The sequence below is a fragment of the Rheinheimera sp. NSM genome, from assembly GCF_052380015.1.
Lineage (GTDB): Bacteria > Pseudomonadota > Gammaproteobacteria > Enterobacterales > Alteromonadaceae > Alishewanella.
On sequence record NZ_JBQTCI010000004.1, the window covers coordinates 445690 to 466185 of the forward strand.

At 51.7% G+C, this 20496-nt stretch carries 18 protein-coding genes and 1 riboswitch; of the genes, 10 read left to right on the forward strand and 8 right to left on the reverse strand.

The window, feature by feature from the left end; genetic code table 11:
* Window positions 1-132 precede the first annotated feature (132 nt).
* Complete coding sequence (locus ACTZWV_RS14280) at window positions 133-2256, reverse strand: S9 family peptidase (RefSeq protein ID WP_444787195.1); 2124 nt, start codon at window positions 2254-2256, stop codon at window positions 133-135.
* Between the two features lie 189 nt (window positions 2257-2445).
* On the opposite strand from ACTZWV_RS14280, the gene ACTZWV_RS14285 reads away from it, so the two are divergent.
* Window positions 2446-2628 (forward strand): MerR family transcriptional regulator, encoded by a 183-nt coding sequence (locus ACTZWV_RS14285; RefSeq protein ID WP_173501805.1) that lies wholly within the window; start codon window positions 2446-2448, stop codon window positions 2626-2628.
* Here ACTZWV_RS14285 and ACTZWV_RS14290 read toward each other — a convergent pair.
* Genes ACTZWV_RS14290 through ACTZWV_RS14305 form a run of 4 tightly spaced genes read right to left on the reverse strand, consistent with a single transcriptional unit; the run spans window position 2623 to window position 6451 of the window.
* Complete coding sequence (locus tag ACTZWV_RS14290) at window positions 2623-3489, reverse strand: phosphotransferase (protein ID WP_444787196.1); 867 nt, start codon at window positions 3487-3489, stop codon at window positions 2623-2625. The two genes, ACTZWV_RS14285 and ACTZWV_RS14290, sit on opposite strands and share 6 nt — an antisense overlap.
* Complete coding sequence (gene pnuC, locus ACTZWV_RS14295; RefSeq protein ID WP_444787197.1) at window positions 3441-4070, reverse strand: nicotinamide riboside transporter PnuC; 630 nt, start codon at window positions 4068-4070, stop codon at window positions 3441-3443. The genes ACTZWV_RS14290 and pnuC overlap by 49 nt, the downstream gene beginning before the upstream one ends.
* The gene (locus ACTZWV_RS14300) at window positions 4067-4315 is read right to left on the reverse strand and encodes a YkoF family thiamine/hydroxymethylpyrimidine-binding protein (protein ID WP_444787198.1); all 249 of its coding nucleotides are present in this window, start codon (window positions 4313-4315) and stop codon (window positions 4067-4069) included. The genes pnuC and ACTZWV_RS14300 overlap by 4 nt, the downstream gene beginning before the upstream one ends.
* Before the next feature lie 48 nt (window positions 4316-4363).
* A complete protein-coding gene (locus ACTZWV_RS14305) occupies window positions 4364-6451 on the reverse strand; it encodes a TonB-dependent receptor (RefSeq protein WP_444787199.1) in 2088 nt (695 codons plus the stop codon).
* A 39-nt stretch (window positions 6452-6490) separates the two neighbouring features.
* Window positions 6491-6587: riboswitch (TPP riboswitch) on the reverse strand.
* Between the two features lie 112 nt (window positions 6588-6699).
* On the opposite strand from ACTZWV_RS14305, the gene ACTZWV_RS14310 reads away from it, so the two are divergent.
* On the forward strand, window positions 6700-7548 hold the full coding sequence (locus ACTZWV_RS14310) for a hypothetical protein (RefSeq protein ID WP_444787200.1): 849 nt from the start codon (window positions 6700-6702) through the stop codon (window positions 7546-7548).
* Here the strand turns inward: ACTZWV_RS14310 and ACTZWV_RS14315 are convergent.
* Window positions 7545-9191, reverse strand: a complete 1647-nt coding sequence (locus tag ACTZWV_RS14315) for a methyl-accepting chemotaxis protein (protein WP_444787201.1) — start codon at window positions 9189-9191, stop codon at window positions 7545-7547. The two genes, ACTZWV_RS14310 and ACTZWV_RS14315, sit on opposite strands and share 4 nt — an antisense overlap.
* Before the next feature lie 143 nt (window positions 9192-9334).
* Here ACTZWV_RS14315 and ACTZWV_RS14320 point away from each other — a divergent pair, with 143 nt between their 5' ends.
* From ACTZWV_RS14320 to ACTZWV_RS14355, 8 genes are all read left to right on the forward strand, one after another.
* Window positions 9335-10108 (forward strand): metalloregulator ArsR/SmtB family transcription factor, encoded by a 774-nt coding sequence (locus tag ACTZWV_RS14320; protein ID WP_444787202.1) that lies wholly within the window; start codon window positions 9335-9337, stop codon window positions 10106-10108.
* Between the two features lie 17 nt (window positions 10109-10125).
* Window positions 10126-11136 carry an ArsJ-associated glyceraldehyde-3-phosphate dehydrogenase gene (locus tag ACTZWV_RS14325; RefSeq protein WP_444787203.1) on the forward strand — a complete coding sequence of 337 codons (1011 nt, stop codon included), beginning with the start codon at window positions 10126-10128 and terminating at the stop codon, window positions 11134-11136.
* A 23-nt stretch (window positions 11137-11159) separates the two neighbouring features.
* Complete coding sequence (arsJ, locus tag ACTZWV_RS14330; protein ID WP_444787204.1) at window positions 11160-12389, forward strand: organoarsenical effux MFS transporter ArsJ; 1230 nt, start codon at window positions 11160-11162, stop codon at window positions 12387-12389.
* A 58-nt stretch (window positions 12390-12447) separates the two neighbouring features.
* Window positions 12448-13311 (forward strand): cation diffusion facilitator family transporter, encoded by an 864-nt coding sequence (locus tag ACTZWV_RS14335; protein WP_444787205.1) that lies wholly within the window; start codon window positions 12448-12450, stop codon window positions 13309-13311.
* A gap of 68 nt (window positions 13312-13379) precedes the next feature.
* Window positions 13380-15293, forward strand: coding sequence for a putative bifunctional diguanylate cyclase/phosphodiesterase (locus tag ACTZWV_RS14340; RefSeq protein WP_444787206.1), 1914 nt, complete (start codon window positions 13380-13382; stop codon window positions 15291-15293).
* A gap of 281 nt (window positions 15294-15574) precedes the next feature.
* A complete protein-coding gene (locus ACTZWV_RS14345; RefSeq protein WP_444787207.1) occupies window positions 15575-16960 on the forward strand; it encodes a TackOD1 domain-containing metal-binding protein in 1386 nt (461 codons plus the stop codon).
* Entirely contained in the window at window positions 16957-18285 is a 1329-nt protein-coding gene (locus ACTZWV_RS14350) for a glycosyltransferase family 2 protein (protein ID WP_444787208.1), read from the forward strand. Before ACTZWV_RS14345 ends, ACTZWV_RS14350 begins: the two co-directional genes overlap by 4 nt.
* The gene (locus ACTZWV_RS14355; protein WP_444787209.1) at window positions 18285-19337 is read left to right on the forward strand and encodes an HlyD family secretion protein; all 1053 of its coding nucleotides are present in this window, start codon (window positions 18285-18287) and stop codon (window positions 19335-19337) included. The genes ACTZWV_RS14350 and ACTZWV_RS14355 overlap by 1 nt, the downstream gene beginning before the upstream one ends.
* A 21-nt stretch (window positions 19338-19358) precedes the next feature.
* Here ACTZWV_RS14355 and ACTZWV_RS14360 read toward each other — a convergent pair whose 3' ends face one another.
* A complete protein-coding gene (locus ACTZWV_RS14360) occupies window positions 19359-19934 on the reverse strand; it encodes a hypothetical protein (protein ID WP_444787210.1) in 576 nt (191 codons plus the stop codon).
* 153 nt (window positions 19935-20087) lie between these two features.
* Entirely contained in the window at window positions 20088-20408 is a 321-nt protein-coding gene (locus tag ACTZWV_RS14365) for a hypothetical protein (RefSeq protein ID WP_444787211.1), read from the reverse strand.
* Between the last annotated feature and the right edge of the window lie 88 nt (window positions 20409-20496).

Consider the following 20496-nt stretch of genomic DNA (forward strand, 5'->3'; position numbering starts at 1 on the left):
TCTTATTAACTTTCGAGCCGCACTTTAATCTAATTGAGAATCAGTTGCAAATGATAATTGATCTTATTTGAATAACTTAAGACAAGAAAAAACCGGGCACAGGCCCGGTTCAATTTTTGCCGCAACAGCAAACTAGTCGGTGATGCCAAGCAGGTTCAGAATAAAAGCGTATTCTTCGCCGGTTTGTGCCTGCCGGGCAAAACGGCCGGATTTACCACCGTGGCCGGCTTCCATCGTGGTTTTAAACAACAACGGGTTAGCATCAGTTTTGTGGGTACGTAATTTGGCTACCCATTTTGCCGGTTCAAAATACTGCACCTGAGAGTCATGCAGGCCTGTGGTCACCAGCATGGCCGGATAATCCTGCTTGCTGATTTGATCATAAGGTGAGTACGACAGCATATAGTCATAATAAGCCTTTTGCTTTGGGTTGCCCCACTCGTCAAACTCGTTGGTGGTGAGCGGAATGCTTTCGTCCAGCATAGTGGTAACCACATCGACAAAAGGCACATGCGCCACTAAGCCGCGGTATTTCTGCGGTGCCATATTAGCCACCGCGCCCATCAGCAAGCCGCCTGCGCTGCCGCCCATACCAAATACTTTGTCTTTGGCCACATAGTTGTTGGCTACCAGATAGTCGGTTACATCGATATAGTCGGTAAAGGTATTAATTTTGTGCAGCAGTTTGCCGTCTTCATACCAATGCCGGCCCATTTCCTGGCCGCCGCGGATATGGGCAATGGCATAAACAAAGCCGCGGTCTACCAGCGACAATACACCGGAGCGGAATGACGGGTCCATTGAGGCACCGTAAGAGCCATAAGCATACTGATACAGCGGCGCTGTACCATCGCGTTTAACGCCTTTTTTATACAACAAGGATACCGGCACTTTTACGCCATCGCGAGCCGTGGCCCATACCCGCTCGGTGGCATAGTTGTTTTTATCAAAGCCACCTGGCACTTCGGTTTGCTTTAGCAGCTGCTTCTCGCCGGTTTGCATATTAAGCCGGTACACACTGGCCGGGGTAGTCAACGAGGTATAGGTATAACGCAGCCAGTCGGTGTTTTGCTGTGGGTTAACTTCAAAACCGGTAACGTAAGCGGCTTCATCTGAGGCAATATAAACCGACTTAGCCGGCGCTGCCCAGGGCATTATTTTCATCCGGCGCAAGCCATCGCTACGCTCGTTAATGGCCAGATAATTGTCAAAGGCAGTAAAGCCCTGAATAAACACGTCGTCGCGGTGCGCAATTACCGGCTGCCAGCGCGCACGATCGCCAATTTTATCGGCAGCAACCGCCATAATGCGGTAGTTAGGTGCTTGCCAGTCGGTTTGGATAATCCAGCGCCCGTTCAAATGATCAGCACGATATTTTACATCACGCTCACGCGGTGCCAGGGTGCGAAAGCCGCTACCGGGTTTAGCGGCGTCCATAACCTGCATTTCGCTTGATACTGTGCTGCTGGAGTAAATCACCACATAGTTATCATCTGTGGTGTTACCCACGCCCATATAAAAACTGTTATCTTTTTCTTCGTATACCAGCTGCGCCTGCGCCGGGTCATTGCCCAAGCTATGCTGCAGCACTTGGGTACTGAGCAAGGTTACCGGATCATTTTTTACCAGGTACAGGGTTTTGCTGTCTTTGGCCCAAGCCAGGCTGGACGACAAGCCGCTCAGTTGGTCGGGTAAATCTTTACCGCTGCGTAAATCGCGTACTTTCAACGTGTACTGGCGCCGGCCACTGTCATCTTCCATATAAGCAATAAAGTTTTGATCCGGGCTAACCTGCCAGTTAGATACCGCATAATAACTTTTGCCTTTGGCCAGCTCGTTTACATCCAGCATTATTTGCTCGGTGCCATCGGCTAAGGCTTTGCGGGCATAAATCGGGTACTCTTTGCCGCTTTCAACCCGGCTGTAATAGCTGTAATCACCCTTGGTATAAGGTACTGAACTGTCGTCCTGCTTAATGCGGCTGATAATTTCTGCCGTCAATTTGTCACTCAGCGGCTGATAGGCACTGGCGTAACTGTTAGCGTAATCATTTTCGCGATGTAAATAATCCAGCACCGTGGGCGAAGTGCGGCTGTCGTCACGCAGCCAGTAGTACGGGTCTTGCCGATCACCATGTGGCGAGGCTACGGTGTAAGGTTGCTGCACTGCCAGCGGTGCGCTTAGCTCAGCGGCATTAAGCCAGTAACTGTTCAGACAACCGGCGCCCAATAGCAGGGCAAGATAACTTTTATACATTTTGCTGCTCTCCTGATCTTAGTAGCTGAAAATTAACATAATTAAAACATCCAACCTAGCCTAACCCGGCAAAAAAGTGTAACGGAGTATGTTAGGCCGGAAATATCCGCCCAGCTTGCGCTATAGCTATTCACAAATGGCTGATTTTAGGCTATTACTTCTAAGTTTATTAGAGATAAGGAAAATAACATGGCGTTAATGACCGTCGACCAGGTAGCTGAGTTTCTGGGCGTGCAAACGATAAGAGTGGAACGATTAGCCCGGGAAAACTTGTTGGTGCCGGCAGACAAGGATGCCAACGGCAAACCAATGTTCAGTGAAGAAGACGTAAAACGCTACAAAACTCTGGCCGAGCGCTTAGGCGGCTTATAACGCCGTTAATTGCTCAATTCTGTGCTGCCAGTAAGCGGCCTGCGCCTGCGCACCGGGTAAACTTAAATACCACAGCCAGCAAAAGCCGCTGTATAACTGTTTTGCCGGCAGTATCTTTTGCTGTAACTGCGGCATTAATTCTGTAGCACCACGACAAGCCGCATATTGGCTTAACAACCGCTGCTCTGCTGTTGCATCCAGGTCAAAGTGTAAACTCAGCGCCGCCAGATCCAGGCTGCTGTCGGCCTGTTGGCTGTATTCAAAATCCAGCAACCACAGCCGCTGCTGTGCCCAAAGTAGATTACCGGCATGCAAGTCCAGGTGACACAACACTATATCTGCAGTTTGCTGTGCCAGCTTTGTTGCCGCCAGGTACAACCGGGCTAACAGCGCTGGCGTTGCGGTTACCGCTGCGGGCAGCGCCGCCAGTTGTTGCTGTAAATAGCCGTACGGCTCCAGCACCGCCGTTTGCACACTGAGTTGATGAAAGGCTGCCAAAGTCGATAATAACGCAGCACTGCCATGGTGCTGATAATCAAACGGCTGGCCAGCACTGATATAGTCGCTCAGCATAACCTGATAATGATTATTTAAACACAAAGGCGCCGGTGCCAGGCCCAGGGCGGCGGCGGCATGTTGGCAGCGCAGTTCCTGTTGGCGGCAAACGGCAGAATCAGCCGGATAGCAGCGCAGCACATATTCGCCCTGCGCCGTTTTGACATAATAGCTCTGGTTACTTTCGCCGTGTGATAACGGCTTTACTTGTAGCGGTGGCCTGGCAACAAAAAACTCCAGCCGCCGGCATAACCGCGTTACACGCTCAATCTCACTGCCGGTTGTTGCTGATAATGACTGCGCCAAATAAAGTACCCTGCAATAGCGATAACCGTATACAGCATAAACAAGCCGGTGAGGAAATACAGATGTTTTTGCGCATAAACATAAATGGATACCGCATCTATCACCACCCAGTACAGCCAGTTAGACACCAGTTTCCGCGCCACCAGCCAGGTGGCCATGATACTGAATACCGTGGTTTGCGCATCCAGATAAGCAAATTCAGCATGGGTGTAGTTAGCCATCACCGCGCCCAGCACCAACCCCGTCACAGCGGTAACGGCGATTAACCAGGTATGACGCTGCCAGGGCCACTCGTATACCGGGCCACGTGCGCCGGCGCTGCCCTGCTTCAACTGTTGCCAGCGCCACCAGCCATACAGCGCCATACCGGCATAATACAGCTGTAATAAGGCGTCAGATAATAACGCCGACTGCCACATAACATGGGTAAATAATATGGTGCTTAACAGCGCGGCCGGCCAGCACCACAGGCTTTGTTTCAGCGCTAACACCACATAAGCCAGCGCCAGCAGGGTCGCAGCCAGCTCAATGCTGTGCATCAGCTGCCACTGCGCTATCGCCTGGCTTAACAGCTCGTTCATGGCCGCAAATCACCATGAATAAACTTACAAACAAACACCACCTTACCGTATTGCTCAAACGACCATTTGATACAGGCCTGCAGCGCTTGCATTACGGCGTCGTAGTCACCAAACAGCTGAGTACTCATGGTATTGGTCAGTACTGTTACGTCCGGGTATTTGTTCAGCTCGGCAATAAAGCCTTTAATCGGGCCGATATAATCTTCTGCTAACGGGTATTTACTGATCTCAACTGATAATTGCATAGCTCTCTCCTTTCGCATGACCAATGACGTTAACAATGGTCATTATTGTCAGAACTGATAGCTGGCGCTGGCACCAAAACGGCGCGGCTCAGCAAATTGCTCGTATACATGGCTCTGGTAGCCATCCCTCGGGTCGTTACCAAAGTAAAAGCCGCGCACGCCGATATCCTGATCCAGTGCGTTGCGCGTCCATAGCGCCAGCTCCCAATTGGCCAGCTGATAACTTAACCGTGCACCCAACAGCTCATAGCGTGATGAACGGGCATTGTGGCCGTCGGAGTAAAAGAACGCGTCTTTGCCTTGCAGGCTCAGGTTAAAGGTCAGCGCTTCCGTGATATACCAATCGGTGGCGACACTGTACGAAAAACGCGGCGCCTGCGCCTGCTCACGCCCACTGAAGTTTTCTTCATCCAGCGTAATATAGTTACCCAGTTTGGTTTTCAGCCAGCTGGCAGATAAAAACAGCGCCAGCTGCGGATGTAACTGCAGGCGGTTTTCCATTTCAATACCGTAGTTGCGGCCACTGCCGGCATTGTCGATAAAGCCGGCAAATTGCGGGCCGCTATCCGGGTTCAGCCAGCCTTTTACCTGCATATCGTCGCGCCACATATAAAATGCCGCCACCCGTGCGGTAATGCTTTGGTCCAGCGCACTGCCCTTCACGCCAAATTCGGCGTTATACAAAGTTTCCGGTTTAAAACTGGCTTTGCTGTTTAACTCACTTAAATTGTCATCGGCAGCTTTGGCCAGGGCATCGCCGTTTACACCACCGGCTTTATAGCCACGGGATGCCAGCAGATACACCAATGCCTGTGGGTTTACCTGATAATTCAGGCTTAATTTGGCACCCCACATAGTATCGTGGTTTTTAATGGCGTTGCCGCTGCTGTCGCTGTAGTCATCGTCATAACGCTCTAAGCGCAGGCCCGACACCAAACTCCAACCGGCACTAAAGGGCGTGGTCAGCTCGCCGTACAGCGCAGCATTACTACGGCTTAAGCTGCTGACAAAGCTGTCGGCCTGCCATAAATCCCAGTTCCAAAACTGCCGGGTTAAATCAAAGCTTTTATTGGCTGCATACAGGCCAAATACCCAGTCGCTGTTGCCCAGCTTGCCTTCAGGCGTGGAGATAAAACGGTAGTCCAGCGTTAGTTGATCGCGCGTGCGCAAGTAACGGTCGGTGGTGGAATATTCATCCGGGTGAATACCAACATAGCTCCAGTCTTCATCAAAGCCGTAATCACTGTCGGCGGTTAACCAGCTAAGCTGCGCCTGCAACGTAGCAAAGCGCAACGCGCTGTAATCCGCCTGCAATGCTATTGCTTTACTGCGGATCTGATCTTGGCCGGGCTGATCAGATAAGGTGGTGCGGTTACGGTCCAGTGAGAAGGCGTCATAGCCGTTATCCTGGTCGACAAAATGTGTAACCAGCTGCAGTGCCAGCGTATCCATTGGCTGATAACGCAGCTTAAACCGGCCGGTAAATTCATCGATATTGTTGGTGTCGTCACGGTTTAAAAAGGCATTGTCGATAAAGCCATCAGAGTTTTGCTGCTCCAGCGACAGGCTGTAGCCCAGTTGCTGATTAATGCTGTTACTAAACTGCGCGGCCAACTGGCGGCTGTCATAGTTAGCCAGGGTGGCACTGAGTTTGCCTTCCGGCGTGGCTGTAGGGCCTTTGCTGGTCAGGTTTAACATACCGGCTAACGCATTGGCGCCAAAGCGGCTGGCTTCCGGGCCACGAAACACTTCCAGTTGCGCTAAATCACTGATACCGCTGATGCCCAAGCCGGAGTAATCAATACCATCAATTAAAATACCGACCGACGGGTTAATGGTATCAACAAACTCGCTGCGCTCACCAATGCCGCGCATCTGAATATAGCGGCCGCGCGAGGCGCCGGCACTGAAATTCACATTGGCAAACTGGCTGAGCAAATCATCCAGATGCTGCGCTGAGGTACGTTTAACATCCTGCTCGCCAACAATAGCAATACTGCCGGCAACCTGTTGTACCGATTGCTGCCGGAAATCGCCCTGCACGCGAATACGCTCAATAAAAGCTTCAGCTTCATTGGCCTGAATAGAAAAACTGCTGCACACAGCCAGAGTAAGTAACGAGGGTATAAAACGCATTGTTGTATGAATCTCCAAAACTTCAGAGATCACACCAGCTTGAGGAGTTAGCACCATCCCTCCGCCGGTATAATCCGGATCAGGTTCTAAGGGTTCGCCTTACGGCATCTCAGCTATTGCACCCCTTGGTTGCGCGGCAAGTGTAAAGCCTTTTATTTGCGCATGCAATGTGCAAAGGACGGCTAAACGCCTATAGTTGTTACGGAGTCATGCTGTATCCGCGTATCAGCCGCTGACAAGGACAAACTATGAAAAGCTATATCGAGCGCGTTATTGCTGAAATCCCGCTGTTTTTTACCCACTTCAGCCAGTGTTTATTCCGTCCCAAGCGCTTTATTCAACAGCAACTGGCTATTGCTGAGCAGCCCGATGAGATCAGCAAAGGCGTCGAATTTTTAATACTGTCGTTTCTTATTGCGTTGTTTATCAGTCAGTTATTGCCTGAAGCGGTAAATCCGGTAACCTTACCCGGCGACGATGCGGCTTTTACGCATCTGGCCAGCAGTGCGCTATTTGATTTATTTCTGTTGTTTTTTGCCGCCGCTATCGCCTTTGGTTGTTTGAGAATAGTCGGCGTTACCAGTAGCTTCTTTGCCTTTTTCCGCCTGTTTGCTTTTTTTTGCGGTGCTACGCTGGTACTGCTGGTATTTGCCAATGCGCTGACCAATATCGGCATGATAGATCCGGTTGTTGCCAAAAGCTGGATCCAACTGGAGCAAAGCGCTCAGGCCTTGCAGCCTATGACAGCGCAGTTGTTGTGTAATACCGGTGCTACCGGTGAGTTAGTCGCCGACGAGGCAGCAAGCGACGCGCTGCAGCAACAACTGCAGCAGGCACAGACGATATATCAACAGGCGACAGAACGGCCATTGTTTTTGTTGGGGCTGGGTTTACAAGCTATGGTACTGCTGGTGCTGATCTGTTGGTTGTTTGTTGCCTGGTTTGCCTATGGCAAACAGCAGCAGCTGAGCAGCAGCAAAATTGTGTTTTCTGCGCTGCTAAGCCTGGGGTTAATTTATCTTGCCAGCGTGTTGCTAAGCCTGATGCAAACCGGCAGCCAAATGATGGCGCTTTACCGTGCTTGTGGTGCGACTTAAACCCGGCCACCTGCAGTATTAAACACCTGCCAGTCATCGGTTAGTTGCATCGCCAGTTGGTTTAATTGCTCACTGGCGCCGGCAGCACGGGCTGCGCCGTCACTAAGTTGCACAATATCACCATTTAGCAGGTGAATATTATGCGCGATATTGGTTGAAACTACCTGCTGCTGCTCTGTGGCAGTGCAAATGGTTAAATTGGCATCTGCGATGCTTTCCACCGCACCGGCAAGCTCGGTAAAACGCGCCCCGGCATCTTGCGCCAGTTGCATGTTACTGTCGGCATCCTTATGCGCCTGTTGCATAGCCTCTACAGCACTGGCAGCTTGCTGTTGCAACTGGCTTATCATCTTGTTAATCGACTCTGTCGCATGTTGGGTATTGGCCGATAAGGTGCGTACTTCATCTGCCACTACCGAAAACCCGCGCCCGGCTTCACCGGCACGTGCAGCTTCGATGGCAGCGTTCAAGGCCAGTAAATTAGTTTGTTCTGAAATTTTACGGATCACATCCAGTACTCCGGAAATCTGACCGGACTCTTGCTGCAGCTGTCGCACTACCTGAGCACTATGCTCAAGCTGTTGCGCCAGCGCAGTTATCCCTGCAGCACTTGCAGTGGCAACACCACGTCCTGAAGCACACAGCGACTTTGCTTGTTGCGCAGCATCAGCAGCGCCTTTCGCATTATCGGCAACATCTTGCACACTCACACTCAGTTGCTCAACGGCAGTGGCCAATTGATTGGCCTGACCGGCCTGACGCACCGCACTCTGGCTAACATCATCACTGCTTTGAAATACTAATGCCGCCTGCTCACCCAGTACCGTCGAGCTATTACCCAGCTTCGCCACCAACTGCTCAAAATGGCTAATCATTTGATTTAATGCCTGTGCTGCTTCGGCAACCTCATCGGTTCCCGAATCACTGGCTCTTAAACTTAAGTCTGAGCTTTGCTGAACCTGTTTGAGTATATCGCGCAGTGCCCACAACGGCCGGCATACAGAGCGCTGTACCGCCCATATTAAACTGCAGATCAGCAACAGCAACAGGCTGCCACCGATGATATAAGCCCGGATTAACTGTGCGGTAAAGCGCTCCGCCGAGTCTCTTACGTTAGCCGCAGCTGCAATTTGCTGCTGAATAAAAGCTTCAGTCAGCGCGGTTAACCCGGTTATACGTAGCTCAATTTCACTGTTAACAGTAGATTCATTGAGGATACGCACCAGCAGCGCATCACTGCCGGCATAGCTAATCCATTCTTGATAATGTTTAATAGCCGCTGCAAATGCCTGATCCAGGCCGGCATAAAACTCAGGGTCAGTCTGCAGCGGCCGGCTTTGCACAAAACCTTGCCAATGCTGTTCTGCCAAAGCCAGATGTTGCTTAATCACCTGCTCGGTCGCTTCAGCAGAGGCCCAGCCGGTGCGGTATTTACGGATGTCCTGCAGTGCTGTTTGTTGCAGAATTTGCTGCACCGCCATAACGTCAGACAAAATCGCCAGATGATTGTCGTACAACTGATTAAACAGCTTGTCTTTTTGTTGCGCCGACCAAAACGCGGCGATAATTACCAACAACAGCATCACCAAAGGTAATACACCCAATAACATTACCCTGCCGGAAATTTTCAACTTAGACAACATCACTGCCCCCTGGCATACGGCTTAAAGTCGGGCGCAGTGTAAAATGGTCTTATGACACTTACATGACATCGTACCAGTCAATATTGACATAACTTAATATGTATATATGATATTTCACATATCTAGAATTAAGGATATGCAAAATGCAGAAAAAATCACTGCTGTTTATCTGTACCGGTAACTCTGCCCGCTCACAGTTGGCAGAAGCACTGTTCCGCCAAATGGCCGGAGCAGAGTTTGACGTTTACAGTGCCGGCACTGCACCCGAGCCGGTAGACCCACGGGTATTTACAGTATTGGCTGCACGAAATATTTCCGCAGAAAACCTGCATAGCAAAGACCTGTCCGGCTTAAATGAGCATAACTTCGACTATGCCATTACGCTCTGTGACAAAGCCCATCAAAGTTGTGTAACCCGGGTAAAAGCAGCGCAAATTCTGGCGTGGGATTTTGCCGACCCTAAACCGAAGGCGGGCACTAAAGCCTTTGACGTGGTGCTAAACGAGCTGAGCGAGCGGATTAAATACTTCTTACTGTTTAGCCAAAAATACCGCGCTAAAGCAGAGCGCCTAAGCGATGCATTAAGCTTTTATAAAGCCCTGGCCGATGATACGCGGTTAAAAACCCTGTTGCTTATTCAGCAGCAACAGGAGCTGTGTGTTTGCGAGCTAACCGCAGCGCTGGATGAAACCCAGCCGAAGATTTCACGCCATTTGGCGCAATTGCGCAAAGCGGCCATCTTACAGGACCGCCGCCACGGCCAGTGGGTATTTTACCGCCTGGCCGATAACCTACCGGCCTGGGCATTAGAAGTGCTTCGGCTTACCGCAAGCAATAACAGCGACCTTATTGCCACTAACCTGGACAAACTTGAACAAATGGGCGACCGGCCGCAACGCGCCGCGCTGTGTAACTGAGACTAAGGAATAGCTAAATGACAATTAAAGTAGGCATCAATGGTTTTGGCCGTATTGGCCGGTTGGCACTGCGCGCGGCGTTTGACTGGCCGGAATTTGAGTTTGTGCAGATTAACGACCCGGCCGCCGATGCCGCCACCTTCGCCCATCTGCTGAACTTTGACTCGGTACACGGTATCTGGCGCCACAATGCCGCAGCCAATGGCAATAACATCGTCATTAACGGCAAAACCATCGCCGTAAGCCAAAACAAAGCCATTAGTGATACTGACTGGTCACACTGCGATGTGGTCATTGAAGCCTCCGGCAAGATGAAAAGCACAGAAGTGTTAAATGCGTACTTAGCACAGGGTGTAAAACGGGTGGTGGTTAGTGCGCCGGTAAAAGAGCCTGGCGTATTAAACGTGGTGATGGGTGTAAACCAGCAGTTGTATAACAAAGAGCTGCACCGCATTGTTACCGCCGCCAGTTGCACCACTAACTGCCTGGCACCGGTGGTAAAAGTCATCCACGAACAACTGGGCATTAAGCATGGCAGCATTACCACTATCCATGATTTAACCAATACCCAGAGCATTCTGGACACACCGCACAAAGACTTACGCCGCGCCCGTGCTTGCGGCAGCAGTTTAATTCCCACTACCACCGGTTCGGCTACCGCCATTACCGAAATTTTCCCCGAGTTAAAAGGCCGCTTAAACGGTCATGCTGTGCGGGTACCGCTGGCCAATGCCTCCTTAACCGACTGCGTATTTGAAGTAGAACGTGCCACCACCGCAGAAGAAGTCAATGCCTTGCTTAAAGCTGCCGCAGAGGGGGAGTTAAAAGATATTCTTGGCTATGAAACACGGCCTTTGGTGTCGGTAGATTATAAAACCGATCCGCGCTCAAGCATTATTGATGCCTTATCCACCATGGTGATTAACGCCACCCAGGTAAAAATTTATGCCTGGTATGATAACGAATGGGGTTACGCCAACCGCACGGTGGAACTGGCTAAACTGGTTGGCCTGCGGGATAAACCCTAAACAGTGCAAATCGGATAATGTCTATGCTAAGCACACTAAGCCCGCAGCTGCGCCAGTATATGCTGGTAACGGCGAATTACTGGGCCTTTACCTTAACCGACGGCGCGCTGCGCATGCTGGTGGTGCTGCACTTTTACAGCTTGGGTTACAGCGGTCTGGCGATTGCCATGCTGTTTTTGTTTTACGAAATTTTTGGCGTTATTACTAACCTGGTCGGCGGCTGGCTGGGTGCGCGCATCGGCCTGAACAACACTATGAATATCGGCCTGTTGCTGCAAATACTGGCGCTGGGTATGCTGTTACTGCCGGCGCAGTATTTAATTGTGCCCTGGGTAATGGCCGCCCAAGCGTTATCGGGCATCGCCAAAGACCTGAACAAAATGAGCGCTAAAAGCAGCATTAAGTTGCTGGTAGCCGATGATGCGCAAAGCACCTTGTTTAAATGGGTTGCCATTCTTACCGGCTCGAAAAACGCACTGAAAGGCATCGGTTTTTTCCTCGGCGGCATACTGCTGAGCCTGTATGGCTTTAGCATGGCCATATTGCTGATGCTGCTGATGTTGGCCGCGGTGTGGTTGTTCAGCTTATGGCGCTTAAAGGCTGATTTGGGCAAAAGCAAAACCAAGCCGAAATTTACCGAGTTGTTATCGAAAAGCCGCGCCATTAATGTGTTATCCGCCGCGCGCATGTTGCTGTTTGGCGCCCGCGATGTGTGGTTTGTTATTGCACTGCCGTTAACCCTGGCCAGCCAGTTTGGCTGGAACCACTGGGCAGTGGGCAGTTTTCTGGCACTGTGGGTTATTGGTTATGGCGCAGTGCAAAGCGTGGCACCGCTGTTAAGTGGCAGTAAAGCAAGCGGTACTACAACAGCTGACAGCCGCCTGCCTGATGGCAGTACCTTAACACTGTGGGCACTGCTGCTGTGCGCCATACCGGCAGCTATTGCCGTGGCGCTTGATCAGCAATGGCACAGCGAATATGCGCTGCTGGCTGGCTTGCTGCTGTTTGGCGCGGTGTTTGCGGTTAACTCCTCTTTGCACAGCTATATGATTGTCCGCTATGCCAACAGCGATGGAGTGTCACTGGATGTCGGTTTTTACTATATGGCCAATGCCATGGGCCGCCTTATCGGCACTGTGCTGTCGGGCTGGGTGTATCAAGTGGCGGGCTTAACGGCATGTTTGTGGATTTCGTCTGGCATGCTGGTGACTACCGTGCTGGTATCACTGTTTTTACCCAAACGCAGCGCATGACATTCCCCGGTAGCTGCTCTACACTGCAGCAAGCCGCTGATACCGATTGGAATACTGCATGCTAAACCTGCGCCCGCGCCAATTACTGCTGCTGTCGTTGCTGGCCGCTTTTGCCACTATGGCGCTGAAAACTCTGGCCTGGTATCTAACCGGCTCGGTCGGTTTTTTATCTGATGCAATAGAATCTCTGGTCAATGTTGCCGGTGCCGGCTTTGCGCTGATAATGGTTAGTATCGCCCGCCGCCCCGCCGATGACAGCCACCCCTATGGCCACAGCAAAGCCGAATATTTATCGGCCGCCTTTGAAGGTGGCATGATTTTCCTTGCTGCGCTGGCCATTTTTATCACTGCCGGCGCGCGCTTAATTAATCCGCAGCCGTTGGCCAGTCTGGGCTTAGGCACCGCCCTTACGGTGCTGGCCAGTTTAATTAACCTCGGTATTGCCCTGCTGTTGTTACGTGGTGGCAAACAACATAATTCGCCGGCGCTGGAAGGTGATGGCAAACATTTAATGACCGATGTCTGGACCACCGCCGGGGTTGTAGCAGGCGTGAGTCTGGCGGCAGTAAGCGGCCAATATTGGCTGGACCCGCTGGTGGCCATCGCCGTAGCGCTGCACATACTGCATGAAGGCGGCGGCATCTTATATCGCGCCGTTAATGGCTTAATGGACAAAGCACTGCCACCGCAACGCATCAATGATATTGAACAGGCCTTAGCCCAGTTTGCCGGCAGCAAAGTGCAGTTTAGTAATTTACGCACCCGCGCGGCGGCCACCTTACAATTTGCCCAGGTAGATATGCAGGTGCCACCGCATTGGACCGTGCAGCAAGCGCATCAGCTGGCCGATGATGCCGAACTGGCGATACAGCAACTGGGGGTGGAACTGGTGGTACATATCGAACCAAAAACCACTGATTAACTGGTGTTTTTAACATTCAGCGCTACAGTTAATCAGACCCAGCTAAACTAATATGGCGCCAGCGCAGTATGCCGGAACAGTACCTTGCCGCGAATACCACTGCCGATTTCCAACAGCAAATCAGCCATTTCCGCATCCGCCGTTTGCTGCAAATTACCGGCTTTACCTTATTTGGCTTAATTTTGGCTATGGCCGTCGCCGGGGGCACCACTAAGCTGCTTATTTTGGCCGGCTGCATTGCGCTGTTGGTTGCCGGCGGCTTTGCTCTGAAGCAGCAAGCGCTGATCTCTGCCTATATCCTGCTGTGGTCGATGGCGCTGATGTTATCGGCTCTGGCCTATGTCTCCGGCGGCCTGCGCGATCTGGCTCTGCTGGGCTTCCCGGGCTTATTGGTCTATGCCGCTATTTTAGGCAGTGTCGGGCTGTTCTATTCACTGCTGTGCTTTGTGATGGCATTTTGCAGCCTGGTTACCGCGTTAACCCTTAGCGGCCGGCTACACCCGGTGCTCCCGGCGCTGGGTTGGCAGCATTTGTTGTTTGTGGCCGTTATTTTGGCCGCAACCGGTTTTAGCGTGTATTTAATGGTGCGCGATATGCGCCGGTTAATGCTGTCGCTGCAACAGGAGAACGAGAAAGTACGCCACAGCCGCAAAGAGATTGAACGGCTGGCACATCATGATCCGTTAACCACCTTACCCAACCGTATTTTGGGCGAGCAGTTGTATAACCAGTTACTGCAACACTGTCGCGAGCAACAGCAGCAACTGGCGGTATTGTTTCTTGATCTGGATAACTTTAAGCCGGTAAATGATTCCTTAGGCCACTCAGCCGGCGACATTTTGCTGCGCCAATTAGCGCAGCGGCTGCAGCAGGTACTACATGCAGAACAAAAAGTTATCCGCTTTGGCGGCGATGAGTTCCTGTTTCTAATTCCCACCGACGCCGACAAACAGCAGCTCAGTCAGTTGGCAACGCAGCTGATTACGGAAGTCACCAAGCCGTTTAGCATTATGCAAACTGATGTCAGCGTGTCCGGCTCGGTGGGTATTGCCATAGCGCCGGGTGACGGCAGCGAATTTAACGTCTTGTGCCGCAAAGCCGATTTAGCCATGTATAAAGCCAAGGAAGATGGCCGCAATACCTTTCGTTTCTACGACGACAAATTGGATCAGGACAATGTCGACAAGTTTAATTTATTGCAGCGTCTGCGCCTGGCCATTAAAGCGCACGGCTTTGAGCTGTATTATCAACCGAAAATAGATTTGCGTAGCGGTCGTATCAGCTCGGTTGAAGCCTTGCTGCGCTGGCCGCAGAGTGACGGCAGCATGATAAGCCCGGCCGAATTTATTCCGCTGGCCGAACACAGCGGCCTGATCAGCGAACTGGGTAGCTGGGTAATTCATGAAGCCTGCCGGGCCGCCGCACGGTTAAGAGCGCAAGGCTTTAGTGAGCTGCGCATAGCGGTAAACCTGTCTTACGTACAATTTAAAAACACCGGGCTGGAGCAGGTAGTGCAACAAGCACTGCGCAGTGCCGGTCTGCCTGCAGCAGCGCTGGAGCTGGAGCTGACCGAATCGCTGTTAATCGGTGACACTGACTTTATTCAGCACCAACTTAATGCGCTAAGCCAACTGGGCGTAACCTTTGCTATTGATGATTTTGGCACCGGTTATTCTAACCTGAGTTATTTACGCAGCTTTAATGCCACTACCTTAAAAATAGACCGCTCTTTTATTGCCTCATTATGTGTCTCAGAGCGTGACGAGCCACTGGTACAGGCCATTATTAATATGGCCGCCGGCTTAGGCCTGAAAACGGTAGCCGAAGGCATTGAAGACGCCGCAACCTTGCAACGGCTGCAAGCGCTGGGCTGTGATGAAGGCCAGGGATTTTACTGGTCTGCCGCCGTGGCAGAAACGGTGTTAATACCCCTGATCAACAGCCACAACGAAACAATAAATAAACAAAATGACGCAATATAATTAAATAATATACTTAACGCTGCTACCACTATAAATAAGCCGGCATTATTTGCTTATTAAATCGCCCGGCGACTTAAAAAATAACCAAATTGCATATATAATCGCCGGCCTGATGCAGGGCAATTTCCTAAATTAGATAAAATTCATTTAAAACAATGTTACATCATCATTGCATTAAAAGATTAAACAATTAATACACAATAATTGTGCAGCCGGCAGTGACGCCAGCCTAAGTATGCCTCACGGACAGTAGTACCCTAAGTTGTAGATCAGGTTGTAGCATGTCAGACGTTTCCGGGAAGCCACGTACTTTAACACTACCCCACCCATATTTTGTTTGGTTGGGGCAACATGATGCCGAGCCCTGGCACCCGTGGTTTGATGCCTTTCACTCTGCCGATGAAGTCATAGCAGCCGGCAAAACGCCGGAACTGATTGTCATTGCTGCCCAGGCTGAGGAGCAGGATGCGCTGTTAATCAATTTACGCCGTGCCGGGCTCACCTCGCATTGCCTGATCCTGACGCGGCACGAAAGTGCCTTATCGCCTTTTCTGGCCAACGGCTTATGGCAAACGCAGTATAAAGAGCAATATCAGGCATATTTGCTGCGTAAACAGCAGCTGAAACTGGCGTACCACGACGACACCGGCCACAAGCTACTGGCCTACCTGTGGCTGCATGATGAAACACTACAACCGCACGCTGTACCGGCCAAACCCTGGCTGTATCAATACCCGCTGTTAAAGGCGTGGGGGATTAAACCGGAAGACAGTTTCAGCTGGCTCAGTGGCTTAAAACAGCAAAGCTGGCTCGATGCCGGCAAGCTGGAAAACCGCGTGCGCTTTTGCCCCTGCTGCCATTCCGGCCATTTAAATTACATTGATGTGTGCCCGCAGTGCCACAGCATAGATACCGAATCACAAAGCAGTTTGCATTGTTTCAGCTGCGGCCATGTCGGCGCTCAGGCTTCGTTTCGCAAAATGTCCACTTTAAGCTGCCCGAACTGTCTGCAGCAATTGCGCCATATCGGTGTAGATTACGACAGGCCGATTGAAAACCAGCACTGCAACAGCTGCGACACCTTGTTTACCGATGCATTAGTGCAGGCCGAATGCTTACATTGCCACAGTAACAGCAGCCTGACCGATTTGCAGGTGCGCAATGTCTACAGCTATAAGCTGGCAGCCAGTGCCCGCAGCCTGCTACGTCAGGGCCGCAGCCACAGCGTGTTTAGCCTGACACCCGGCGAGCAAATGCCGATGGCACAGTTTTACTGGCTGATAGACTGGCAAAATAAGCTAGCCAGGCGGCATAAACAAAGCCACTGTATTTTGTCGGTGCAGTTGTTGAATCTGGAGCAGTTCCTCGCCAGCGCCGGCGAGGCCAAAGGCTTTGCGCAATTAGATGCACTGCAGGACCGGCTGCGTAATATGATTCGGATCACCGATGCCTGCAGCAACTACAGCCGCGACGGCCTGCTGATGCTACTCCCCCTGACCGGGCTGGCGCAGATAAAACATGTTTACACTAAGCTGTTGGATATTCAGCAAAAGCAAGAAACGCCGGCGCTGCAGCTCAGTGTTAAAGCCATTACCCTGCCGGCAGATACCGGTGACAATATTGCCGACTGGTTAACCGACGAGCTGATCAAAGCCACGCCGCTATGAGTGATTTAAACACCCTGGCCTATATCCTGTTGGGTATGTGGCATACGCTGGCAACGCATTTATCCTTGCTGGTGTGGTTGCTGCCTTTGGTACTGCTGTACGAGTTGCCGCTGATGCTGCTGGTGGTAAGCGGCATAGTGCGGTTCTATCATCAGCGCTATTTGACGGTACCAAAGCAATCGCTGTACCGGCCTAAAGTCAGCTGCATTATTACCTGCTATGCCGAAGGCGGGGCGGTGAAGGCCACCATAGATTCGCTGGCCGAACAAAGCTACGACGGCGAAATAGAAATTATTGCCGTGGTAGACGGCGCGGTACAAAACGCCCTGACCTACAGCGTCGCCAAAGCGGCGGCAGCCGCCTGTAAGCTGCCGAACCGGCGCGTTATTGTCTTGCCGAAATGGCAGCGCGGCGGCCGGGTGTCCACCCTGAATGCCGGGTTAAGCATTGCCAGCGGCGAAATAGTAATGAACGCCGATGCCGATACCTCCTTTGATAACACTATGATAAGCGAAATAGTGCCCTACTTTGCCGACCCCAATGTACCGGCTTTAGGCGGTGCACTGCGGGTGCGCAATGTGCAGGACAGCCTGCTGACGCGGATGCAGGCCATTGAATATCTGATCTCCATGCAGGGCGGCAAAACCGGCCTGAGCCAATGGAACCTGCTGAATAATATCTCCGGCGCTTTCGGCGCCTTTCGCCGCAGCTTTTTGCAACAAATCGGCGGCTGGGATACCCATACTGCCGAAGATCTCGATCTAACCGTCCGCATAAAACAGTACTTTGGCCGCCACCCCAAGATGCGTATTCCGTTTGCCACCCGGGCCATTGGCCATACCGACGCCCCGGCCGATTTAAAAACCCTGGTGCTGCAACGGCTGCGTTGGGACGGTGATTTACTCTTTCTGTACCTGCGTAAACACTGGCCGGCGTTTAGCCCGCGCCTGCTCGGTAGCAGCACCTTTATCTTTACCCTGCTGTATGGCGTGGTGCAAAACGTGTTAATGCCCTTTGTTATCGTGGCGTACAGCATAGGGCTGGCGCTGAGCTATCCGTGGCAAATTTACGCCACTATCGGCATCAGCGTGTATCTGCTGTATTTGGCAATCCTGAGCTTTTTTTATGCGCTGGTGCTGATTGCCATCTCCGAGCGGCTAAAGCAAGACCTGCGCCTGCTGCCCTGGTTACCGCTCTACCCTTTTTATGCCTTCTTTATGCGGCTGGTGTGTTTATTCGCCCTGCTCAATGAAGTGGTGCGCCGCTCACATGAAGAAAGCTCAATGGCGCCCTGGTGGGTGCTCAAACGTGGAAGAAAGTTTTAATGAAGATCAGTTACTCCGCCGGCAGCAAAAGCACCAGGCCAACCATAGAACAAGGCCTGAAGGTAGACTACGCTGCCGCTAAACGCGGCGCCTACAAAGCCCGTTGGTATATGTTGCTGGCGGTAATCATCCTGCCCATGCTGCTGATCCTCTGGCTGCTGCTGCGGCCCAAGCTGTTGGTATTGGCGCCGGGTATAGTGACCACCGACCCGGTAGAGCTGCGCGCGCCGGTGGCCGCCAGGTTGCTTAGCATAGAAGTAAGCGAAGGCCAGCAACTGCAGGCCGGCAGCGTGCTATTGCAGTTACATAACCCACAGTTAGATGCCCAGATTGCCGAACTACAAAGCCAACTGGCGCGGCTGGCCCTGCCGGTGAATACCAGCGACCTGAGCGTACTACAACAGCGTGAAGCCGCCATCGCCATTGCCGGTGACGCCGTCACGCAACAAGCGGCTTATCTGCAAAGCTATCAGGATTTTAAGCGCTCCGGTTTGGTATCAACCCATGAGATGGCGGTAGTACAACAAACGCTGACTAACGCTAAGCTGGCGCTGGAGCAGGCCAAAACCGAAGTGATCCAGCTACGCCAGCAGCAGGAAATTCAGGCGCTGGCCGGCAGTGTGGCCCAGGCGCAACGTCAGCTGCAGCTTAGCCTGGCACAGCTGCAGGCGCAGCGTAACCAGCTACAGCTTCGCGCCACCCAGCCGGGCAAGGTTATCGCTATTCAGGTAAAACCCGGTGAATACCTGCACCAGGACCAACCACTGCTGATTTTATCTAACCGGCCGCAGCCGGTTATTTTCGCTTACCTGCCGCCCAAATACATGAACTACGCCAAACCAGGCCAGCAGGCCAGCGTAAAACTGCCGAACGGCGATAAGGTGCGCGCCAGCATCACCGAACCAGCCGAGTTACTGCAGCGCCTGCCGGCCAATCTGGCCGGCCCTTTTGACGGCGAGCAAGCGGTACTGCGACTGACATTAACGCCACAGCAACCACTGCCGGATATTGAAGGCTTGCCGCTGGAAATCAGCTTTGATTATTTGTGGTAAGTGGTACAGCGCTACTACAGCTTAAAACACTAAAGATAGCTGCGCCCCCAGCGTAGTACGGCTAAACCGGCTGTAGTGCGCCCTGTCCTGATAGTCCGGAAACATCGCCGGCTCATAGCCGGTTTGATAGCGTAAGCTGTACCAATTACCGTACAGCTCAAGCCGTAAATTGTCATGCAGCTTAACTTCCAGCCCGGTTTTTGCCATAACATGGCAACAATTGTCATCGGCACTGTTTAACCAGTAAAACAAGCTGTCATTAATATCCAGCCCAGCCTGAATATAGGGGCTGAGCCACCAATCCATACCTACGCGGCCATAAATAAACACCGGCCTGACACGGCCATCGGCGTAACCGGCAGGCGTGGCTTTTAGCGTAATACGCTGATAACTGATACCCGCCTGCATATAAAGATCGTTGCGCTCAACGCGGCGCAACGCCAGCGAGAAACCGGAGCTTTCCGCTTTATCGCCTTGCTCGGTAAACAGCGATATCATCATGTGCTCATTGCCGCCCCAAGCGGCCGCCTGCAGCGGCAATACCGCCAACGCGGCCGCCAGCACCAGACCCGCTGTCACTACACTACCAAGCCGCATATTCAGATCCTTTGTTTACATCATTAACATAAAGCGGCGGATAATACCTGAGACTGACGCGCCGGCGCAATTAAAAGACTTAATACCCGGTGCGATAACGCCAGAAAAAGCTTTGGTTACTTGTGCTAAGCGCCGGCTACTACCTTAGCTAGGCTATCGTGCAACTTTGAAGCGAATTATTACAGCAGCACAACGCGCAGGCTGGTCTTCGATATAAAGGTTAACTCTCTTACCTGCCATAAAAGCAGCTATTAGTACTGATACCTGCGTATTGTAATCAGGAACTGCCATATTTAACACAAATCGACCACCATCATCACAACTGCTCAGTTGCGGGTTTTTATACAAGGTATTAAACATCAGCCCTTCTACAGTCGGGTACAAATTAGTAACTTCTGTATAACCACTCCAAACCGGCGCAGCATTAGCTGATGCACAAAACAACAGTAGCAAAACGAACACTTTTATCTTCATCTTTGTAACCTCTGATTATAATCTCAAGGCTTAAGTTTTAAGCCCTTTATCTTACACTCACTCCACAACCCTTCCGTGCCATCGTTGA